Raw genomic sequence first — 19,592 nt, 5'->3', positions numbered from 1 at the left:
TGTGTATTATTTGAAAGCGATTACATCTATAAGTTGATTATTCTATGCTTCTAAATTATACGTACTACCAGTATAGCAGATCAATCAGTTATTACAATACTTGTATGATGTATTTTTTTTACATTTACTTTTGTACATATAATTCAATCAAGATAGAACAATAAATTTAGAGATCCGTGAATCAGAATCTTTTTTTCAACCTTTTAATGGCCCGGTCGAGTGACGAATGATCAATTCCGGATCAAAACGAATAAGGTCTTTTTCCGTGTTCTGTTGTTTCTTAGCCCCTCTATTTTTTTTCACCATATCCAATATTACTTTTGCTGCTAATTCTCCCATCTCGCTTTTCGGATGAGTAACAGTAGTAAGTTTAACTTCTGTTAGTTCTGCCATAAATGAATCATCATATCCTACAATCGAAATATCTTCCGGTACTTTTAATTGTGCTTCTCTTAAGACATCTAGTAATTTGATAGCTAATTCATCGTTATAACATACAATTGCTGTTGGCCGTTTAGCCTCTGGTTCACTTAGTACCTGTTTTAACATATCAATTGGCTTTGATGACTTTTCCTCTGTATTATAAGTAACGATATTATTAGGCATTATTTCAATGTTATGTTTACGATGTGCTTTCAGATAACCTTTCATCCGTTTGGTCCCCTGAATATCATCATTTTTAAAAAAGCCTATTATATTTCGGTGACCGAGTTCAATCACGTGTTCTGTTTGAATCAGACCACCTTTTTCATCATCTACTACAATATGAAAAGGTTCTAATTCATCATAATAAGCATTAATCATCAAATAGGGAATGTGCTGGCGTTCTAAATTTAAATAATAATTAATATTTGGATTGCTTATTGCACTTCGGGTCGGTTCAATAATGACACCATCGAATTGTTGCATTAGGATTTTTTCTAAAAACTTACGCTCCATATCATGATCATTATTCGTACTGAAAAGACTTACTTGATAACCTTCTTTACTTAAATAGGATTCAGCACCTCTAATAATAGATGGGAAAATATAATCAGATAAATACGTTGTGATAAGAGCTATATTTTTTTGATCAACAAATGATTGGGATGTATCTTTTGTACGATCGGCACAAAATGTTCCTGCTCCCTGTTCACGGTACAACCACCCTTGATTAACGAGATCACCAATCGCTAATCTCACGGTATGTCTACTCACACCAAATTCCTTCATTAATTCACTTTCGGAACTAATTTTTTGATGTGGTCTAAATGTGCCGTCTAATATTTGGGATTTTATTGCTTTTTTTACTATACTGTATTTTGTCTGCATTGCTCGCACCTCATTTTTATCCTTGTCTATTATAAGGATAAAGGTTTAACTATCACTGTCAAGATCTTTTGTAAAATGAAAGGAATAACATGCTACTTATCGGCGTATTCTTTTAGACCTATTTTTAAATAAAACAGCGCTATTTTCAAAAATAACAATCTATTTAGCCAAGATATTTCGCAGTTAATATGATAGTGATTTAACGTAAGTAACAACTTTTAGGGATAAAAGTATACACGCGTTTCACTTCTGCTTGAAACGCGTGTACTTATTATCATACCATCCTGTATGAAAGCCTTAATAATAACTTAACGATAAACTGCTTCATTCCATTTTAATTCATTACGGAATTGACGAAGCTTCGTGTCTTCATCAATGACTACACATTCGATTTTTGCCATATTAGCAAAATCGTATAACTGTTCTGTAGTTACATCAAAAGAGAATACCGTATGGTGTGCCCCACCTGCATAAATCCATGCTTCCGTCGCTTCGCTTAGAGACGGTTCTGGCTTCCATAATACTTTTGCTACAGGTAAATTTGGAGTTTCAATTTTAGGTTGTTCAGCTTTTACTTCGTTAATCACAAGACGATAACGGCCACCCATTTCTACTAGGGATGCATTAACTGCATCACCACCACGTCCATCAAATACTAGACGAGCTGGATCTTCTTTACCACCAATACCTAATGGGTTAACCACAATTTTAGGTTTTGTCGCAGAAACAGTTGGGCAAATCTCCAACATATGAGAACCAAGGATCATTTCGTTACCTGGTTCGAGGTGGTACGTATAATCCTCCATAAAGGACGTCCCTTTATTATCAGAAATAATTTTCATGAATCGAAGCAAGGCAGCTGTTCGCCAGTCACCTTCCCCAGCAAAACCATAGCCTTCCGCCATTAAACGTTGTGCTGCAAGGCCTGGTAACTGTTTCATACCATGTAAATCTTCAAAGTTTGTTGTGAATGCTGTATAATTTCCTTTTTTCAGAAATGATTTTAAACCTAACTCGATTTTTCCTTGATATAAGATCGAATCACGGATTGGACCTGGTTCACTAGCCTCTGCAGGCAATTCGTATAGCTCTTGGTATTCTTTGTATAAAGCATCTAACTCTTCATCTGTCACTTGATCCATTTCTTCTACAAGATCACCAATACCATAATAGTCAACGGTCCAGCCAAATTTAATTTGTGCTTCTACTTTATCACCGTCTGTTACGGCAACATTACGCATATTGTCACCAAAACGAGCAACTCGAATATTATCGCTTTCTGCAACAGCTGCTGCAGTTTTCATCCAATCTGAAATTTTAGATGTAACGTCTTTACTTTCCCAGTGGCCTACCACTACTTTACGAGATACATCCATTCTAGTACCGATAAAACCATATTCTCTATCACCGTGTGCTGCTTGATTTAAATTCATGAAGTCCATGTCAATGCTTTCCCACGGAATATCACGGTTAAACTGTGTATGCAAGTGCAATAACGGTTTTTGTAATGCTTTAAGACCGGCAATCCAGATTTTTGCTGGAGAGAATGTATGCATCCAAGTAATCACACCAGCACAATTTTCGTCTGCATTTGCCTTTTGCATTAAGCGGTGAATATCTGGTGATGTTGTTAACACCTCTTTAAATTCCACTTCAAAAGGCAAGTTACCTTTTTTATTTAATCCAGCTACTACTTCTTTTGAGTTATTTGCTACCTCATTTAGTGTTTCTTCTCCATATAAATGTTGACTACCTGTTACAAACCAAAATGTATAAGGACGTACTTTTAACATGTGATTTCCTCCTCTTATTCTTTTCTTTAATAGTTGTTAAACAATTCAATATGTCCTAAGAGTTTGGATGCAATGACACAACTTGATTTCCTGCATACCATTTAAACTCTTGTTATATTCTCCTAATTACTTTTTATCCTGACCATAATACGCATTGGCTCCATGTTTTCGTAAATAGTGTTTATCTAACAAAAATTGGTCCATATCTTGTGCATTCGGGTTAATTTGATACGTATGAAGTGCCATCTTCGCAACTTCTTCCATGACTACTGCATTATGAAGTGCCTCATGTGGGTCTTTTCCCCAATTAAATGGTGCATGACTGTGTACCAACACACTAGGGATTTGCAATGGATCGATATCCTGAAATGTTTCCACAATCACATTACCTGTTTCCCATTCATAATCACCCGTCACTTCTTCTTTTGTCATACGACGAGTACATGGGATGGTGCCATAAAAATAATCCGCTTGTGTTGTACCGAGTGCCGGGATCCCTTTACCAGCTTGAGCCCAACTTGTCGCCCACGGAGAATGGGTATGAACGATACCACCAATCCCTGGGAACTTTTGATATAACAAGCGATGTGTCGGTGTATCTGAAGATGGCTTCAAATCACCTTCGACAATATTGCCATCTAAATCTAATACAACTAGATCTTCAGCCTTTAACTCTTCATAAGGTACACCACTAGGCTTAATTACCATTAAACCAGACTCTTCATCGAAACCGCTTACATTGCCCCAAGTAAATGTTACTAAACCATACTTGGGTAGATCGAGGTTTGCTTCCAATACTTGCTGTTTTAATTCTTCAAGCATTCTTACATCCACCCTTTTCTTCATATTTCATCCTTGTACGTATGTGTAAAAGTAATTACTTTTATCATAATACAATTCGTACGTACATTCAATATATAAATATTATTTTTATAAAATTTTATACAAAGTACTTGAAATAACGTAAAAATCACATGTTGATTTAGCTTCTCAAGTTCAAGTGACGATTAACTACCAAAGAGTTGATACTTTAATGATTTCCCCATTGGTCTTGCTTTAGGATTACATTTCTATCCCTTTTCAAATCGGTCTTGCAGTTGCTTGGGCAAACTTATCAGGGTGTTAGCGTCTGTTATCCCTAAACTTATCTTTGTATTACTTGAAGTGGGGGTCTTACAGACGGTTAGCACCGTGATAAAACTGGCATAATACTGCTTGTCCCAATTATGTTAGTCTTTTCACCAATGGAACATGAAGAACGGTAAGATGCTGTTTCTGTTAGCGACTTGTGTCGAACTAACATATTATTTTTTAGTTTAATATGTTAGTTCGATGACAGATATAAATCAACTAGTTGTACAGAAACTTAGGTATCAATCAAAAATTTCACATCCTGATGCTGGTAGACTAGCTCAAAATCCTGGTTTTCTAACAACTGATGGTACAAATCTTCCGGCGAGAACCATAAATGGTCATTCTCAAAAGTATATTTTGCTCCGAAGTGATAACAAATCCATACTAATTTCGAACAATATATATTCTCCCATGGATCATCTAATTTTTGTGAAAGGTTAAAAGAAAAGGTTGGCTTATGAACACCTTTTTCCAAATTACTATTGTATTCCTGATAATAATTCATCGCATATTGGGCTGCTTTCTCCCCTAGTCCTGACTGTATCGGACGAAACTGAGCATGTATTGGATGTTTATCAAGAAACTGTCTAATTGGCTCACGAACAATCGCCGGCTCTAGACCCGGCGATTCAATTAATTCGTTCTCATTAATTACAAGTGCGGAATGACCCATGTATCCGGTTAATTCTGCCTTCACGTTATCGCTAGCCACTAAAATATCGCCAGCTTGATAGTCACGTTCTCTTGTTGCATAATAAGATTTCAACGGATAATGTTCTCTTCCTAATTTGTTCTCATGCAAGTATTCTATCGTTAGTATCGTATTTGGCTTCTGATTATGCAATGGAATTAAAACACCATCATCATCTAGACCGCTAGCCACCAATACATCATTTTCATACGCTTTAAACCGTACACCATTCAAACGAGGCCTCACAAATACCAAACCATTCCGAATCCACACATCAAAAAAACCCATTACAAACCACCTCACCATAACATATGACAAAAACTGGGTTAGGGGGACAGGGGAAATAGCCCATTTTTATGTTTGGTTCTATCAATTTACGGGATTTCTTATCAACTCGAGGGGGATCTATCAACTTCGCGCATTTCTCTATCAACTTTGAGGGGTTCTCTATCAACTTCATGCATCTCTCTATCAACTTTGAGGGGCGCTCTATCAACTTCATGCATTTCTCTATCAACTTTGAGGGGCGCTCTATCAACTTCACGCATCTCTCTATCAACTACAAAAAAGCACCCTTACCGATTTGATAAGAGTGCTTTCGTCATTTAAAATACAATTGTCTTATTTCCGTTGACAATAATACGGTCTTCCAGGTGCCATTTTATTGCTCTTGCTAACACACTTCGTTCAACGGATTGACCGATTTTTTTCATTGCTTCCACATTATCACGATGATCGACTCGGCTGATATCCTGTTCGATAATCGGCCCTTCATCGAGATCGTTCGTAACGTAATGTGAAGTGGCACCGATTAATTTAACCCCACGGTTATACGCTCGTTCATAGGGCTTCGCACCAATAAATGCTGGTAAAAAGGAGTGGTGGATATTAATGATCTTATTTTTAAATGTTTCCACAAAATCAGGTGTCAATATTTGCATATAACGTGCTAAGACAATTACGTCTATCTCATATTCTTTTAATAATCGAATTTGTTTTTCCTCTACTTGTTTACGGATATCTTTATTAGCAGGAATGTAATAATACGGAATACCCAGTGGTTCGACAAATTCCCGTGATGTTTCATGATTACTGATCACTAGGCTGATATCTGTCATTAGATCGCCACTTTGCCACTCCCATAATAATTCTAACAAACAGTGAGGCTCTTTAGATACAAAGATCGCCATTTTCTTTACTTGGTCCACATATTTAAATGTTGCTTCCATATTAAAGTCTTCTTTAACATTTTGAAAATCAGCTTCTAATTTTTCAACTTGATCTTTTAAATTTTCTATCTCAAATTCAATGCGCATAAAAAACTCGCCGCCATGTGGGTCAGTAGAGTATTGATTGGATTCGATGATATTGGCATCGTGCTCATATAAAAACTGAGACACTGCCGCCACAATACCTGGCTGGTCGGCACAATTAATTAATAAACGTGCACGGTTTTTATTTATTTTCTTAAATGCTTCTATCTTTTCTGCTATATAACTTTTCATCTTGATCCCTCTTTACTATAATCGTTCTTTACTACTTTACCACGTTACAGATGTTGGTCAAGAGTTCTTATGAAAATATTTTATCCAGAATCTTAACAAGCTGTTCTGCTTCTGCCTTGCTTGCCGTTAATGGTGGCAGCACACGAACGATCTGTGGACCAGCAACAACAATTAATAATTGATGTTGCTCTCTTGCTTTATTAACGTAATCTATTGCTTTGCCATCGACTTCAAGGCCTATTAACAAACCTTTACCTCTGACAGACTTCACTTCCTTCTTATCTTCCACTAATTGTTGTAATGTATTCCATAAATAATCCGCTATTTGATTAGCATGATCTAATATATCTGTTTGGGTAAGATGATTAATTGTTGCAAGTCCTGCTGTGGTTACGATTGGATTACCTCCAAATGTACTTCCATGTGTACCAGGAGAGAAAACTTTAGCGACATGCTCTTTAGCAATGATGGCACCAATCGGGAATCCCGATCCCAGACCTTTTGCAATACTGATCACATCTGGTTCAATACCGTAATGCTGATAGGCAAAAAGTTTTCCTGTTCGCCCCACACCTGTCTGAATTTCATCAATCATAAGTAAAATATTATATTCTTTACAAATCGCCGCCAGCTTACTCACCCACACAGGATCAGCCGGTATGACCCCGCCTTCACCTTGAACAAGTTCTAATAATACGGCAGCAGGTTTCTGTTTAACTAACTCATCAAGTGATTCACTCTCATTAAAAGGTAAATATGCAAAACCTGGTGTTAAAGGGGTAAACCCATCTTGGATTTTCTTTTGCCCTGTAGCAGATAATGTAGCCATCGTCCGGCCATGGAATGAATTGTTAAAGGTGATGATTAATGGATTATCCTGCTGCAAAACATCATGACCATATTTTTTGGCAATTTTTATTGCTGCCTCATTCGCTTCGGCCCCACTGTTACAGAAAAATACCTGATCACCACAACTATTCTCCGTTAATGCTTGTGCCAATTTTTCCTGGGTCGGAATATAATAGAGGTTAGAACAATGCCACAACTTCGACAATTGTTCTTGTACTGCTCTCTCCACCACATCTGGTACATGCCCTAAGTTACAAGTCGCAATACCAGAAGAAAAATCTAAATACTTTGTCCCTTGATCATCCCATACATAACTTCCTTTCCCTTCTACTAAGGTAATTGGAAAACGTCCATATGTATTCATAATAGGGCTTAAGGTTTGTTTATACATTCGGCACCTCCTGATCTAAAGCTATTCTCGTTCCAATTTGTTTCCCTTGCATAAACTCTGCTAAGCCGTGTTTAGCAGTACCATCAACAATAGAAACTTCCCGCACATTTTTTCGTAGAGCGGATAAAGCAGATTTAACTTTTGGAATCATCCCACCAAAAATCACTTCTTGTTGGATTAATTGTTCAATTTTCTCTTCGTTCAGTTGGTGGAATACTTGTTTCTCACCATCTACTTCATGATAGATTCCAGGAATATCACTAATAAAACATAACTTCGCTTCTAATGCTTGTGCAACAGCTGATGCTGCCATATCTGCATTTATATTATAGCGTTGTCCTGTTTGATCCTTACCAATAGGCGAAACCACAGGGATTAGACCTTGCCCCACAAAGCTTTCTAACAAACCGGTATTTACTTGGGTCACTTCTCCAACAAAACCGAGAGTAGTATCATCCTTTACCGGCTTGGCTTCTAACAAGTTTCCGTCTATCCCACTTACACCAATTGCCTTTCCGTCTGCTTCTGCTATTTTACGGACAATTCCTTTATTCATGGAACCACTAAGTGCCATTTCGACCACGTCTAATACTTCATTAGTAGTCACACGCAAACCATTAACAAAAGTAGTTTTTACTCCAGTTTGCTCTAGTAATTGTGAAATTAATGGTCCACCACCATGGACAATAATTGGTTGCCATTCACCTTGTTGCTGAATGGTCACAATATCTTGATAAAAAGAAGGAGGCAGTTGTTCAAACACACTACCACCACACTTAATCACTACATAATTCACTTTAGTCCCTCCTTACGTACGATAAGAAGCGTTTATTCTGACATATTCATAGGATAGGTCACAGCCCCATGCAGTTGCCTTTCCGTTCGCATCGCCTAACTTTGCAAGAATAGTTATTTCATCTCCCAATAAATATTCTTTTGCCGCTTCTTCATCAAATGAATGGGGCACACCGTTTTCTACTACTAAAATATCACCTAAATAAATGCTCACTTTATCCGGATCTAAAGACTCACCACTGTAACCGATTGCGGTAATAATACGCCCCCAGTTAGCATCTGCACCATGAATCGCTGTTTTAACGAGATTAGACGAGATAATCGATTTAGCAATTGCAGTAGCAGATTTATCAGTAAAAGCTCCTTCTACCTGCACTTCAACTAATCGAGTAGCGCCTTCTCCATCACGTGCAATCTCTTTCGCTAAGTATTCACAAACAAATTTTAAAGCTTGGTAAAACTTTTGCCATTCTTTATGTTCCGGTGTTAATGCTTCATTTTCTGCTTTTCCATTTGCTAACACTAAAACCATGTCATTTGTACTTGTATCCCCATCAACTGTAATCATATTGAACGATTGATTTGTAATTGCTTTTAATGTATCAGATAAATGAGAAGAAGAAATATTTGCGTCAGTGGTGACAAAACCTAGCATCGTCGCCATGTTCGGATGAATCATACCTGAACCTTTGGCAGCACCACCGATTGTTACCGTCTGACCATCTATTTCTAATGCTATCGCAATTCCTTTTTCCTTTGTATCTGTTGTTAAAATCGCTGTCTCAAATTTGTCAGCACCAACATGGTTATTTTCAGGGATTTGACTTATTCCTTTTTGCAATTTATCCATTGGTAATAATTCACCAATCAATCCCGTTGATGCGACTGCCGCTAGATGTTCTTCTACACCCACTGTTTCGGCAAATTGTTTACGCATATCATAAGCATCCTGTAGTCCTTGTTCACCTGTACAAGCATTTGCAATTGCTGAGTTTACAATAATGGCTTGTAATTGGTTTTCCTTTGCGATACTTTCCTGTGTAACTTTAAGTGGGGCTGCTTGAAAGACATTCATCGTATACACCCCTGCCGCTTGTGCTGGCACTTCCGAATATACCCAGCCTAAATCTATTTGCTTTTTACGTAGTCCACAATGTAAACCTCCTGCATGAAAGCCTTTCGCAGAGGCAATATTTCCATCTTTAATTAATTTAAAATGTTCTTGCTGATCTCCCATGTCTGCATTTCACTCCTTAAGGATAAATAGGTAACTGATCTAGGCCTGTTTTCTCTTCCCAGCCGTACATTATATTCATATTTTGAATTGCTTGACCAGATGCACCTTTTACTAAATTATCAATGACAGATACTATGATAAGCTTTCCTGTCCTTTCATCTGCATATAATCCGATGTCACAATAATTACTGCCATAGACCTCTTTCGTTGAAGGGAGCTCCCCTTCTTTACGAACACGTACAAAAGGATGATCTTGATAGTAAGTTTGATAGATATCAATCAGTTGTTTCGTAGAATAGTTGTCTTTCATATCTACATATATGGTACTCATGATCCCCCTCGTCATTGGCACAATGTGTGGAGTAAAGATCACTTGAATATCTTCATTTGCTCGATCTGTTAACATTTGCTCAATTTCAGGAATATGCTTATGGACGCCAATTTTATAAGCTTTAAAGTTTTCATTCATTTCTGAAAAATGGAAATTTAATGCTAAGCTTCGTCCTGCTCCGGATACCCCTGTTTTTGCATCAATGATGACCGTTGATCGATCAACTAAATTTTTTTCAATGGCTGGAATTAAACCCAAAGTCGTTGCAGTTGGATAACAACCTGGATTTGCTAGAATACTAGCTTCCTTGATTTCTTCTTTATTAATCTCGGATAATCCATATACTGCTTTGTTAATATATTCCTGCGATGCAATTTCCTCTCCATAATACGATTGGTATTTATCACCATCTCGCAAACGGAAATCTCCGGATAAATCAATACATCGCACTCCTTTATCAACTAATGCTGGAATGACGTTTTTACTAACATTAGATGGTGTTGCAAAAAAGACTAGCTCTACCTCATCTGCAAGTATATCCACATCCAATTCTCCCATTGTGATCTCAACAATATCCACAACATGTGGATAAACTTCCGCTAATTCTGTTCCACTATTTGAATGTGATATAATCTTTTTCACTTGAACATGTGGATGGTTATGCAAAAATCGTAATAATTCTACCGCTCCATAACCCGTTCCACCTATAATTGCTACATCCACAATATTTTCCTCCTAAGATCCGTGTCTGATTAATTTATAATTATACTGCATTTTGTATTTTCATGCAATAATGTTTATAAAAAAATCAGAAAATTGTTTCTTCTACCTATTCCTAATAAATTGTATAAATTACATTGATGTTAACATTCATTCATCATCATGTATAATCATCTCACCTAAAAATATGCATCTGCATGTATAAATATCCAAATATGCATGGAATATGATAAAAAGTGTTCCAGCTTTTATGAATCAAAAAAAGATAGGAGAAGTTATCCTCCCCTATCTTAATATACTTTATCTAAGATTATCTACCGCTGCTCTTTCAATCGCAAGTCCGTTCTTATAACGTTCCATAAACTTCTCAAAACCTTCTACATCTTTAGAATCTGGTGACACAGTCTTAACGGCTTCCCCTGCAAATACTTTCCCATTTAAATAATCTTCTAATGTTTCATTTTCTTCTTTATTAATCATATAAGATCCAAGCAATGCAATTCCCCATGCTCCACCCTCTCCTGCCGTTTCCATAACAGAAACAGGAACATTAAAGGCAGCTGCTAAGATGCTCTGAGCGACACCTTCTGTTTTAAAAATTCCACCATGACCTAAAACTTCATCCAGCTTAACTCCCTCTTCTTTGGTTAGAATATCCATCCCAATTTTCATAGCCCCAAATGAAGTATACAAATGGGTACGCATGAAATTAGCAAGGTTGAAATTACTTTCAGAAGAGCGGGTAAACAATGGACGACCTTCTTCAAAATGGGTCATATGTTCACCGGAGAGATAGCCGTATGATAATAGTCCTCCTCCATCAGCATCTCCTTGTAGTGCCTTTTCGAATAATGTTTCAAACAACTTATTCTTATCGACTTCGAAACCAATAGCTTGGGTAAATTCTTCGAATAATCCAACCCATGCATTTAAGTCTGATGTACAGTTATTAGAGTGCGCCATTGCTACAAGGTTACCTGAAGGTGTTGTCACTAGATCAATCTCTGGATGAACTTTTGATAAATCTTTTTCCATTACAACCATTGCAAATGCAGAAGTCCCGGCAGAAACGTTACCTGTGCGTTTTGCGACACTGTTTGTTGCGACCATTCCTGTTCCTGCATCCCCTTCTGGTGGACAAAGCGGAATACCTGCCTCCAACTCACCTGTAACATCTAGTAATTTCACGCCTTCTTCCGTAAGAGTGCCTGCATTCTCACCTGCTACTAAAACCTCTGGTAAAATATCCTCTAATTTCCACGGTAGATTTTGTGGTTCAATCAATTTATTGAACTGATCGATCATTTTTTTATTATAGCTTTTTGTATCGAGATCGATTGGGAATACACCAGATGCTTCCCCAACTCCAAGAACCTTCTTACCTGTCAGTTTCCAATGAACATAGCCGGCAAGTGTTGTTTGAAATTGGATATTAGAAATATGGTCTTCCTGATTTAAAATAGCTTGATACAAATGCGCAATACTCCATCTTTGTGGAATATTATAATTAAAGTGTTTGGTCAGTTCTGTTGAAGCCTGCTCGGTAATATTATTTCGCCAAGTACGGAACGGGACAAGAAGCTGTTCATCTTTATCAAATACCATATAACCATGCATCATCGCACTAAAGCCAATGGCACCTATTTTTTTCAAGGTGATGCCGTACTGTTGTTTCACGTCATCCGCCATTTTCTGATAGCTGTCTTGCAGTCCTTTCCATACTTCATCAATACTATAAGTCCAAATATTGTCTACGTAACTGTTTTCCCAGTCATGACTACCAGATGCAATTGCTGTGTTATCTTCTCCGACGAGAACTGCTTTAATCCGGGTTGATCCGAGTTCAATACCAAGCACTGTTTTACCGTTTTGAATAGTATTTTTCACTTCATTCATATCTTTTTCCTCCAATATTATAAAATTTGTTTATCACGGTGCTAATCGTCTGTAAAACCCCACTGATGGAAGTCTCACTTTATGTATAATTATATTAGCGCTTTCATTGTAATTCGTGTTATGAAAATCTAGCCTTCACTTCATTCATATTGTTTATTGTTCTTTTTGTAAAAGGTCTTCACTTATCTGCACAAATAATACACATCTATTGTTTCTCTAATCATCATACCATCTAGTCCATGTTAGCGTCAATTTAAATTCGTCCGTACGTGTTTTGTTTCAAAGTAAATAAGGTTAAAGTAAGGGTTCCAACCGTGGGAGCTATCGGAAAATTAGTATCGTTGTAAACTACACCCGCAGATTGGTCATCTGCGGGTGTAATGTATCGCTATTTCGCAATTACTTTGTTTTCTAGTGTGCCAATATTATCAATCTCCAGAGTGACGATATCACCGGATTGAAGTAGTTTAGGTGGATCCATCGCAAAACCAACTCCATCAGGTGTTCCTGTTAAAATAATATCTCCTGGATCTAAAGTGATTAAATTGGAAATAAAACTAATTAAATACGGAATATCAAATATTAAATGTTCTGTATTAGAAGATTGACGTAATTCTCCATTAACATAGGATTTGATTGCCAGATTGCTTGGATCGGATAATTCAGAAGCAGTTACCATCCAAGGACCGATTGGAGTAGTATGATCTAATGACTTACCTTGCAACCATTGCGGTGTGCGCTTTTGTAGGTCGCGTGCTGAAATGTCATTACCAATGGTGTAACCTGCTACATATTTTAAAGCTTCTTCTCTTGCTACTTTTGATGCTTTTTCTCCAATGACAACGGCTAGTTCCACTTCATAATCTAGTTTATTCGTAGCTTCTGACTTATAAATTTCATCTTCAGGCCCGATAAGTGCATTGTTAAATTTAGAGAATAATACTGGATATTCCGGTAATTCACCACCCATTTCCTTCACATGGTCTGCATAATTAGTTCCGATACAAATAATTTTGGATGGAGTAGGACTTGGTGTATTAAGTACAACATCATCGCGTTCAAAAACATGAGATGTAGAATGTTGCTTTATTTGTTCCCAGAGAGCTTCTGCATGCTTAATATGTATGTTTGCCTGTTGGTAAAAAGTATTTGGGTCAGCTGGAATGACGTAACTGTCTGCAACTATTTTACTTTGCTCAAGCAACTCTTGTTGTGCACCATGTAGATCAATAATCTTATTATCTTCAATTACTCCGATTCGACTTTGTGCATAAGGATGTTTCAACTGGTAATTAACAAGTTTCATTTCATAACCCTCCTCCGATTTAAGATCATTTTACCATAGAATATGCTTAGAGTTGGAAAAAACAATCGTTCAGTTTGTCAGCTTTATCGAACTACAGTATTCTACCCCATCTCATTTGCAGTAGATACAAACTGCGAAATAGTGAAAATCAAATTTCTCTGCTCCATTCAATCCATAGGAAGTGCTGAAATACCGCTCCGGCAGAATACTTCGCTTTCCGTGGGCACGGCTTCAGCTAACTTGGTAAAGAAAATCACTTTACCAAGTGGATCTTCAGCTCGCACTGTTCCCACTGGAGTCTACGTATTCTGCCTGCGCTAGTAGTAATTCTTTTATTTTTGGAGGAATAGAACTAATGGAGTATATTCTATGGATTCCCTCATACTTATCCAGGAAACTACTCTAAGCTGCGGAAAAATGCGACACTCCTGTGGGAGAGGAACAGTCTGAAGACCCCGCAGTGAGCGTTCTTTGCTCGCGAGGAGGCTGAAGCGTTCCCCACGGAAAGGGAGTGTTTTTCCGCAGCGTTGGACTTGCACTCATCTCCTAAACGATGGGAGGAAGGAACATAAAAGTTGCTGCGTAGTTTATGGTTTTAGTACATTTAAAACAAAAACCCATTTCATTAACTAACGAAATGGGTTTACTACTATTATAATACTTTACTTAAGAATGCTTTTGTTCGTTCATGTTGCGGGTTTTCGAATAGTTGTTTTGGTTCTTTTTCTTCTACGACGTAACCCTCATCCATAAAAATCACCCGGTCTCCTACTTCCTTAGCAAAGCCCATTTCATGGGTAACGACAACCATCGTCATCCCTTCTTCGGCTAGCTGTTTCATAACGCCTAGCACTTCCCCAACCATCTCTGGGTCTAATGCAGAAGTCGGCTCATCAAATAACATCACTTTCGGCTCCATACCTAAAGCTCTCGCAATGGCAACACGTTGCTTTTGACCGCCTGAAAGTGATTCTGGATACACGTCTGCTTTATCTAATAGACCTACTTTTTGAAGGAGATCTTTCGCCTTTTTCTCAGCATCTTTCTTGTTCCACTTTTTCACTGTGACAATCGGTAAAGTGATATTTTCCAAAACGCTTTTATGTGGAAAAAGGTTAAATTGCTGAAATACCATACCAACCTCTGCCCTTAGTTTATTGATATCTACTTTTTTATCGGTTAACTCCACACCATCAATTGATACTGTTCCATCTGTTACTGATTCAATTAAGTTAAGACAGCGCAGAAACGTTGATTTACCTGAACCAGAAGGCCCGATAACAACGACAACTTCTTGTTGATCGATATCTACACTAATGTCCTTCAGCACTTCTAAATCACCAAAGGATTTTTTTAAATGTTTGACAGAAATCATTTTACATCTAACCTTCTTTCTAGATAATTTAATAAGTACGTTAAGCTAAGTGTTAACACTAAATAAAGTAAAGCAACCATTAAGTATGGCTCCCATACTCTTAAATATTGTCCAGAGGCTGCTCTTCCCCAATATAATATTTCTTGTGCTGCGATCATTGCACCTAGTGACGAATCTTTCAGTAATACGATAAATTCGTTGCCCAATGGCGGAATCGAACGTTTAAATGCTTGTGGCAGGAGAACGTGACGCATCACTTGAAATTTGTTCATCCCCAATGAATGTGCCGCTTCCGCCTGACCTTTGTCAATTGACTGTAACCCTGCACGGAATATTTCTGCAACATATGCCGAAGAGTTAAGTGACAATGTCACCATAACAGAAATTACAGGTGTTGTTGATCCAAGTATAGCTGGTAAAACAGCATAATGAAATAAAAATAATTGCACAAGTAATGGTGTACCTCTTAAAAAGTTAATATACCAAATAAATGGCAGACGAACTATCAGGATAGGGGACATTTTCCCTAATGCAATAAAAAAACCGAGTATACAACCCATCAGGACACCGACTACTGACATAAGGACCGTTAAACCCATACCTTTCATAAAAAATGGGAAGTACTCGACGATAATTTCAAATCTAAAGTCCATATTATTGACTCCTTTCCTACTTATACTTTGCTTTCAGTTTTCCTTTTTTATTCCTCGCGGAAACGTAATTCGCTTTTATTACCCAGGCAATAACTTTTTTCTTCCTACACAAACGAAAAGCGTAACGGGTCGCTACGCTTTTTGATTAGTGTTTTATTGGTTTAGCGCTTCTATGTCTGGTTCTACTCCAAACCATTCTTGATAGATTTTTGCATATGTTCCATTATCGATTACAGTTTGAAGAGCTTTATTAATGTCTTCCTGAATTTCGCTTCCTTTCGGGAACATAATTCCGTAGAATTCTGACTCAAACGTATCAGGATCCTCAATCATTTCAATGTTAGCTTCTGGATTATTGGCAACATATTCATCCGCTACAACATTATCTGTAACTACTGCATCAACATCTCCAGATTGAAGTGACATTAATGCTAATGTATTGGAATCATATTTTGAAATATTTTCATGATTTTTTCCTAAAATCTTTTCCACTGCTTCTGCACCAGTTGTACCTGCTTGAACGCCTACTTTTAAATTTTTAATATCTTTTCCGCTAGTAATACCTTCTCCCTCACGGAAAATTACCTTATGCGTGGATTCAAAATATGGTGAAGAAAAATCATATGTTTGTTTACGGTCTTCATTCATTGTTATTCCTGCAATAGCAAGATCAGCATCGCCTTCCTCTACAGAAAGTAACATAGCATCCCAGCCTACATTCTTTAATTTATAGTCATAACCTGCTTCTTCCATTACAGCAGCTAATAAATCAATATCAAATCCAACTACTTCCCCTTTATCTAAGTAGGTAAAGGGCATAAATCCTGCCTCTGTTACAACAGAAAGAGTTGGTTTATCATCTGAACCATTCGTCCCTTCCGCTTGATCTGAGCCGTCATCTGTACCACATGCTACAAGAATTGCTAACAAAAAAATAGCAAATCCTTTTAACATCCATTTATTCATAAATATTCACTCCATTTTGTATTTATACAATTTTATAACGATTATCATATAGTATTCAGTCGGTAAATTCAATACTTTTGTCAGAAATTCTAAATTTAAAATTATTCAGAATTTTTTAATAATTATACTAAGATAATGACATATTTTTATAATAGAATCATTAAGAGTAATGGCAATGTAAGGATACTTAGTAATGTAGTTATTAACGTCACGCTTGAAACAAATCCTGGTCTAGAACCAAATTGTAATGCATACATTGTTGTATTTGCAGCAGTTGGCATGGCTGCAGTTAGTATCAGAATATCTTTCACCATTTCATCCACTGGTAATGGCAGAGTTAGAAAGTAAGCAATAATCGGAGCCAGTACCAATCGAAAAACAACTGCTAAACTGACACGTCCGAACTCCAAGTCACTAAGTCTAATTTTCGCCAGTTGCATACCAAGTACGATCATTATTATCGGAATTGTCGCATCGGATACCATATCAATTGCCGTCATCATTTGCTCATTAATATTAAAACCAATTAGATTAAAGATAATTCCTAAAAGGGCACCATACACAATAGGTACTTTGACAACATCTTTTAATGGAGAAATTTTGACTCTGCGACCAGAAGCACCACCTTTTGCCGCAAAATAAATGCCAATTGTACACATAATTAAAGTCTGTAATACCATTAAAATAATCGCATAGTGGAATCCTTCTTCCCCAAACACTAATAACACAAGTGGTGCACCGTAATTCCCATTATTCATAAACACGGAAGCCAGGATAAAGCCACTTTGAACTGGCTGGTCCCATTTTCGAAAATAGCCGGCAACATAGCAAAAAAGCAAACTGATCATACATAAAATGATTAAAAAAGCACCTAAATATACATAATCCATATTTAATTCATTTTGATAAAACGTGCGAAACGCTAAGAATGGCGACATTAAGTATAATGTCACCGTTGAAATCGGCTTAATATCTACACGCAAAAATTTTATTCCGATATATCCAATCGCAAATATACTGAATATCGGGATAAGTACTCCTATAAATTCCATGATTTATCACCTGATTTTGAATTAAGATTTCCCAAAAGGTAACCAATGATATACAAGCATCATCATGCTTCCTACTGTTGTTAAAATCCCCATAAATAAATATAAGTAAGATCCGCCAAGGTTGTCCATTATTACCCCACCCACGAGTGAGCCAATAATTCCGGACAAGCCAAAGAAAGTCGATGCAAACACTAAATGCCCTGTTGATTGTAACATTTTTGGTATTAGTCTTGTTACATACTCAAAGGCAGTTAAGTAAAAAACACCAAATGTTAAACCATGCAAAAATTGTAATGCAACAATTAACATCGGATCATCGAAAGTTGCATAGAAATACCAACGGATAGAATAGAGTAGGCCTGCTCCGATAATAAAAATAAGTGGGTGGAACTTACGAAACCATAATCCCGCAGTCGCAAAAACAATTGCCTCACTTGCAACTCCTGCAAACCAAGCAAAACCTATCATATCTTCTGATCCCCCAAGAGAAGCAATGTAAATACCAATAAAACTATCATTGGCACGGTGGGAAATCGTAATAAACACGATTATGAAAAGAAATATTAGATAAGGTTTCGTTTTTATTAATGACCCAATATCTTTAAATTGAATAGGTGGCGTTTCCACTTTTACATCCACTAACCGAGTACTTACTATAAATGCTGCACCCGCTAACAGTAAGTACGGCCACACCATAAATTGAATACCAGCACGTGACAAAATTTCCCCTACCGCCAACGAAGAAGCGGCAAATCCTATCGAACCCCAAGTTCGAATCGTACCAAAAGATATCCCTAACTGATCCGCTCTTCTTTGTGATAAACTATCTCCCAATGCACCAATTGGAGCTGCGAAGAAAAAGAATGTTGCTCCGAATGTTAATAATAACGGTAACGTCCCCATTTGTAAAAAGAATGCGCTACTGATAATAAGTCCTATCAAACATAGTATCAAAATTTTCTGTACGGTTTGATACTTGTCACTCATATAACCCCAAAATGGTTGCGAAAAAATTGCAACAAATGGTCCTATCGCCATTACCCAACCAATTTCCGTTCCGCTTAAGCCTTTAAACTGAAGGTATAATGGTAAGAAACTAACTATTATTGTATTTGCTCCATGGAAACAAAATAAGAGCATCTTTAAAGGTATTGTTGATTCTCCTCGTGCCAAAAATATGGCTCCCTTCCCTAGATGTACTAATAGCCTTCTATTATAGATTGAAATACAATTAAATGAAAGGAGTTTGAATTCGTTTTCTCAGGGGATGAGAAATCGGGCATTGCACGACCGGTTATATTCTTACTAGATACATACTGCAAACTGTATGCAGAATAGGGAGACTCCAGCGGGAACTCACGCAAGCTGAAGTAGTGCCAGCACTCGCTTTTGAAAGAATGGAAGAAAGTAAATTCACAAAAAAGGAAATTCAAAATAAATAGTAATAGAATTGTTTATCCTTATTGGTTTTGTTGATTAAACTGGTTTATTCAACAAATCTTTGTTCTTCCTTATTGGATTTGTCGATTATCTTGGTTTATTCAACAAATCTTTGCTCTTCCTTTTTGGATTTGTCGATTATCTTGG

16 protein-coding genes are annotated in these 19,592 nt (G+C 37.1%); all 16 read right to left on the bottom strand.

The window, feature by feature from the left end:
- Positions 1-195 precede the first annotated feature (195 nt).
- The 16 genes from ACTWP4_RS05445 to ACTWP4_RS05370 all read right to left on the bottom strand — a co-directional run bounded on the left by ACTWP4_RS05445 (position 196) and on the right by ACTWP4_RS05370 (position 19,178).
- Positions 196-1,311 carry a GntR family transcriptional regulator gene (locus ACTWP4_RS05445; protein ID WP_443127744.1) on the bottom strand — a complete coding sequence of 372 codons (1,116 nt, stop codon included), beginning with the start codon at positions 1,309-1,311 and terminating at the stop codon, positions 196-198.
- A 308-nt stretch (positions 1,312-1,619) separates the two neighbouring features.
- On the bottom strand, positions 1,620-3,104 hold the full coding sequence (araA, locus tag ACTWP4_RS05440; RefSeq protein ID WP_443127743.1) for an L-arabinose isomerase: 1,485 nt from the start codon (positions 3,102-3,104) through the stop codon (positions 1,620-1,622).
- Between the two features lie 126 nt (positions 3,105-3,230).
- Positions 3,231-3,926 (bottom strand): L-ribulose-5-phosphate 4-epimerase, encoded by a 696-nt coding sequence (araD, locus tag ACTWP4_RS05435; protein ID WP_443127742.1) that lies wholly within the window; start codon positions 3,924-3,926, stop codon positions 3,231-3,233.
- Positions 3,927-4,470: 544 nt separating this feature from the next.
- Complete coding sequence (locus tag ACTWP4_RS05430; RefSeq protein WP_443127741.1) at positions 4,471-5,217, bottom strand: hypothetical protein; 747 nt, start codon at positions 5,215-5,217, stop codon at positions 4,471-4,473.
- A 317-nt stretch (positions 5,218-5,534) separates the two neighbouring features.
- Positions 5,535-6,434, bottom strand: coding sequence for a formyltetrahydrofolate deformylase (gene purU / locus ACTWP4_RS05425; protein WP_443127740.1), 900 nt, complete (start codon positions 6,432-6,434; stop codon positions 5,535-5,537).
- 67 nt (positions 6,435-6,501) lie between these two features.
- On the bottom strand, positions 6,502-7,674 hold the full coding sequence (locus ACTWP4_RS05420; protein WP_443127739.1) for an acetylornithine transaminase: 1,173 nt from the start codon (positions 7,672-7,674) through the stop codon (positions 6,502-6,504).
- Complete coding sequence (gene argB / locus ACTWP4_RS05415) at positions 7,667-8,470, bottom strand: acetylglutamate kinase (protein ID WP_443127738.1); 804 nt, start codon at positions 8,468-8,470, stop codon at positions 7,667-7,669. The genes ACTWP4_RS05420 and argB overlap by 8 nt, the downstream gene beginning before the upstream one ends.
- Before the next feature lie 12 nt (positions 8,471-8,482).
- On the bottom strand, positions 8,483-9,706 hold the full coding sequence (argJ, locus tag ACTWP4_RS05410) for a bifunctional ornithine acetyltransferase/N-acetylglutamate synthase (protein ID WP_443127737.1): 1,224 nt from the start codon (positions 9,704-9,706) through the stop codon (positions 8,483-8,485).
- Between the two features lie 16 nt (positions 9,707-9,722).
- Positions 9,723-10,760, bottom strand: coding sequence for an N-acetyl-gamma-glutamyl-phosphate reductase (argC, locus tag ACTWP4_RS05405; RefSeq protein ID WP_443127736.1), 1,038 nt, complete (start codon positions 10,758-10,760; stop codon positions 9,723-9,725).
- A gap of 297 nt (positions 10,761-11,057) precedes the next feature.
- Positions 11,058-12,653: a xylulokinase gene (locus ACTWP4_RS05400; protein WP_443127735.1), complete on the bottom strand. Its 1,596-nt coding sequence runs from the start codon at positions 12,651-12,653 to the stop codon at positions 11,058-11,060.
- A gap of 388 nt (positions 12,654-13,041) precedes the next feature.
- Positions 13,042-13,959 (bottom strand): fumarylacetoacetate hydrolase family protein, encoded by a 918-nt coding sequence (locus ACTWP4_RS05395; protein WP_443127734.1) that lies wholly within the window; start codon positions 13,957-13,959, stop codon positions 13,042-13,044.
- 652 nt (positions 13,960-14,611) lie between these two features.
- Positions 14,612-15,334: an amino acid ABC transporter ATP-binding protein gene (locus ACTWP4_RS05390; RefSeq protein WP_443127733.1), complete on the bottom strand. Its 723-nt coding sequence runs from the start codon at positions 15,332-15,334 to the stop codon at positions 14,612-14,614.
- Entirely contained in the window at positions 15,331-15,987 is a 657-nt protein-coding gene (locus tag ACTWP4_RS05385) for an amino acid ABC transporter permease (RefSeq protein ID WP_443127732.1), read from the bottom strand. The genes ACTWP4_RS05390 and ACTWP4_RS05385 overlap by 4 nt, the downstream gene beginning before the upstream one ends.
- Before the next feature lie 153 nt (positions 15,988-16,140).
- A complete protein-coding gene (locus ACTWP4_RS05380) occupies positions 16,141-16,953 on the bottom strand; it encodes a basic amino acid ABC transporter substrate-binding protein (RefSeq protein WP_443127731.1) in 813 nt (270 codons plus the stop codon).
- Positions 16,954-17,099: 146 nt separating this feature from the next.
- Positions 17,100-18,005 (bottom strand): AEC family transporter, encoded by a 906-nt coding sequence (locus ACTWP4_RS05375; protein ID WP_443127730.1) that lies wholly within the window; start codon positions 18,003-18,005, stop codon positions 17,100-17,102.
- Positions 18,006-18,026: 21 nt separating this feature from the next.
- Positions 18,027-19,178 carry an MFS transporter gene (locus ACTWP4_RS05370; protein ID WP_443127729.1) on the bottom strand — a complete coding sequence of 384 codons (1,152 nt, stop codon included), beginning with the start codon at positions 19,176-19,178 and terminating at the stop codon, positions 18,027-18,029.
- Between the last annotated feature and the right edge of the window lie 414 nt (positions 19,179-19,592).

It is taken from the genome of Gracilibacillus sp. D59, assembly GCF_052246695.1.
Taxonomy (GTDB): domain Bacteria; phylum Bacillota; class Bacilli; order Bacillales; family Amphibacillaceae; genus Gracilibacillus.
The sequence above is the reverse complement of the archived record's forward strand: the minus strand, read 5'-3'. Positions and strand labels throughout refer to the sequence as shown.

Bases quoted from the DNA above. Each gene is read 5' to 3' on its own strand.
- ACTWP4_RS05445 (WP_443127744.1), bottom strand. From the start codon at position 1,311: ATGCAGACAAAATACAGTATAGTAAAAAAAGCAATAAAATCCCAAATA.
- araA (WP_443127743.1), bottom strand. From the start codon at position 3,104: ATGTTAAAAGTACGTCCTTATACATTTTGGTTTGTAACAGGTAGTCAA.
- araD (WP_443127742.1), bottom strand. From the start codon at position 3,926: ATGCTTGAAGAATTAAAACAGCAAGTATTGGAAGCAAACCTCGATCTA.
- ACTWP4_RS05430 (WP_443127741.1), bottom strand. From the start codon at position 5,217: ATGGGTTTTTTTGATGTGTGGATTCGGAATGGTTTGGTATTTGTGAGG.
- purU (WP_443127740.1), bottom strand. From the start codon at position 6,434: ATGAAAAGTTATATAGCAGAAAAGATAGAAGCATTTAAGAAAATAAAT.
- ACTWP4_RS05420 (WP_443127739.1), bottom strand. From the start codon at position 7,674: ATGTATAAACAAACCTTAAGCCCTATTATGAATACATATGGACGTTTT.
- argJ (WP_443127737.1), bottom strand. From the start codon at position 9,706: ATGGGAGATCAGCAAGAACATTTTAAATTAATTAAAGATGGAAATATT.
- ACTWP4_RS05400 (WP_443127735.1), bottom strand. From the start codon at position 12,653: ATGAATGAAGTGAAAAATACTATTCAAAACGGTAAAACAGTGCTTGGT.
- ACTWP4_RS05395 (WP_443127734.1), bottom strand. From the start codon at position 13,959: ATGAAACTTGTTAATTACCAGTTGAAACATCCTTATGCACAAAGTCGA.
- ACTWP4_RS05390 (WP_443127733.1), bottom strand. From the start codon at position 15,334: ATGATTTCTGTCAAACATTTAAAAAAATCCTTTGGTGATTTAGAAGTG.
- ACTWP4_RS05385 (WP_443127732.1), bottom strand. From the start codon at position 15,987: ATGGACTTTAGATTTGAAATTATCGTCGAGTACTTCCCATTTTTTATG.
- ACTWP4_RS05380 (WP_443127731.1), bottom strand. From the start codon at position 16,953: ATGAATAAATGGATGTTAAAAGGATTTGCTATTTTTTTGTTAGCAATT.
- ACTWP4_RS05375 (WP_443127730.1), bottom strand. From the start codon at position 18,005: ATGGAATTTATAGGAGTACTTATCCCGATATTCAGTATATTTGCGATT.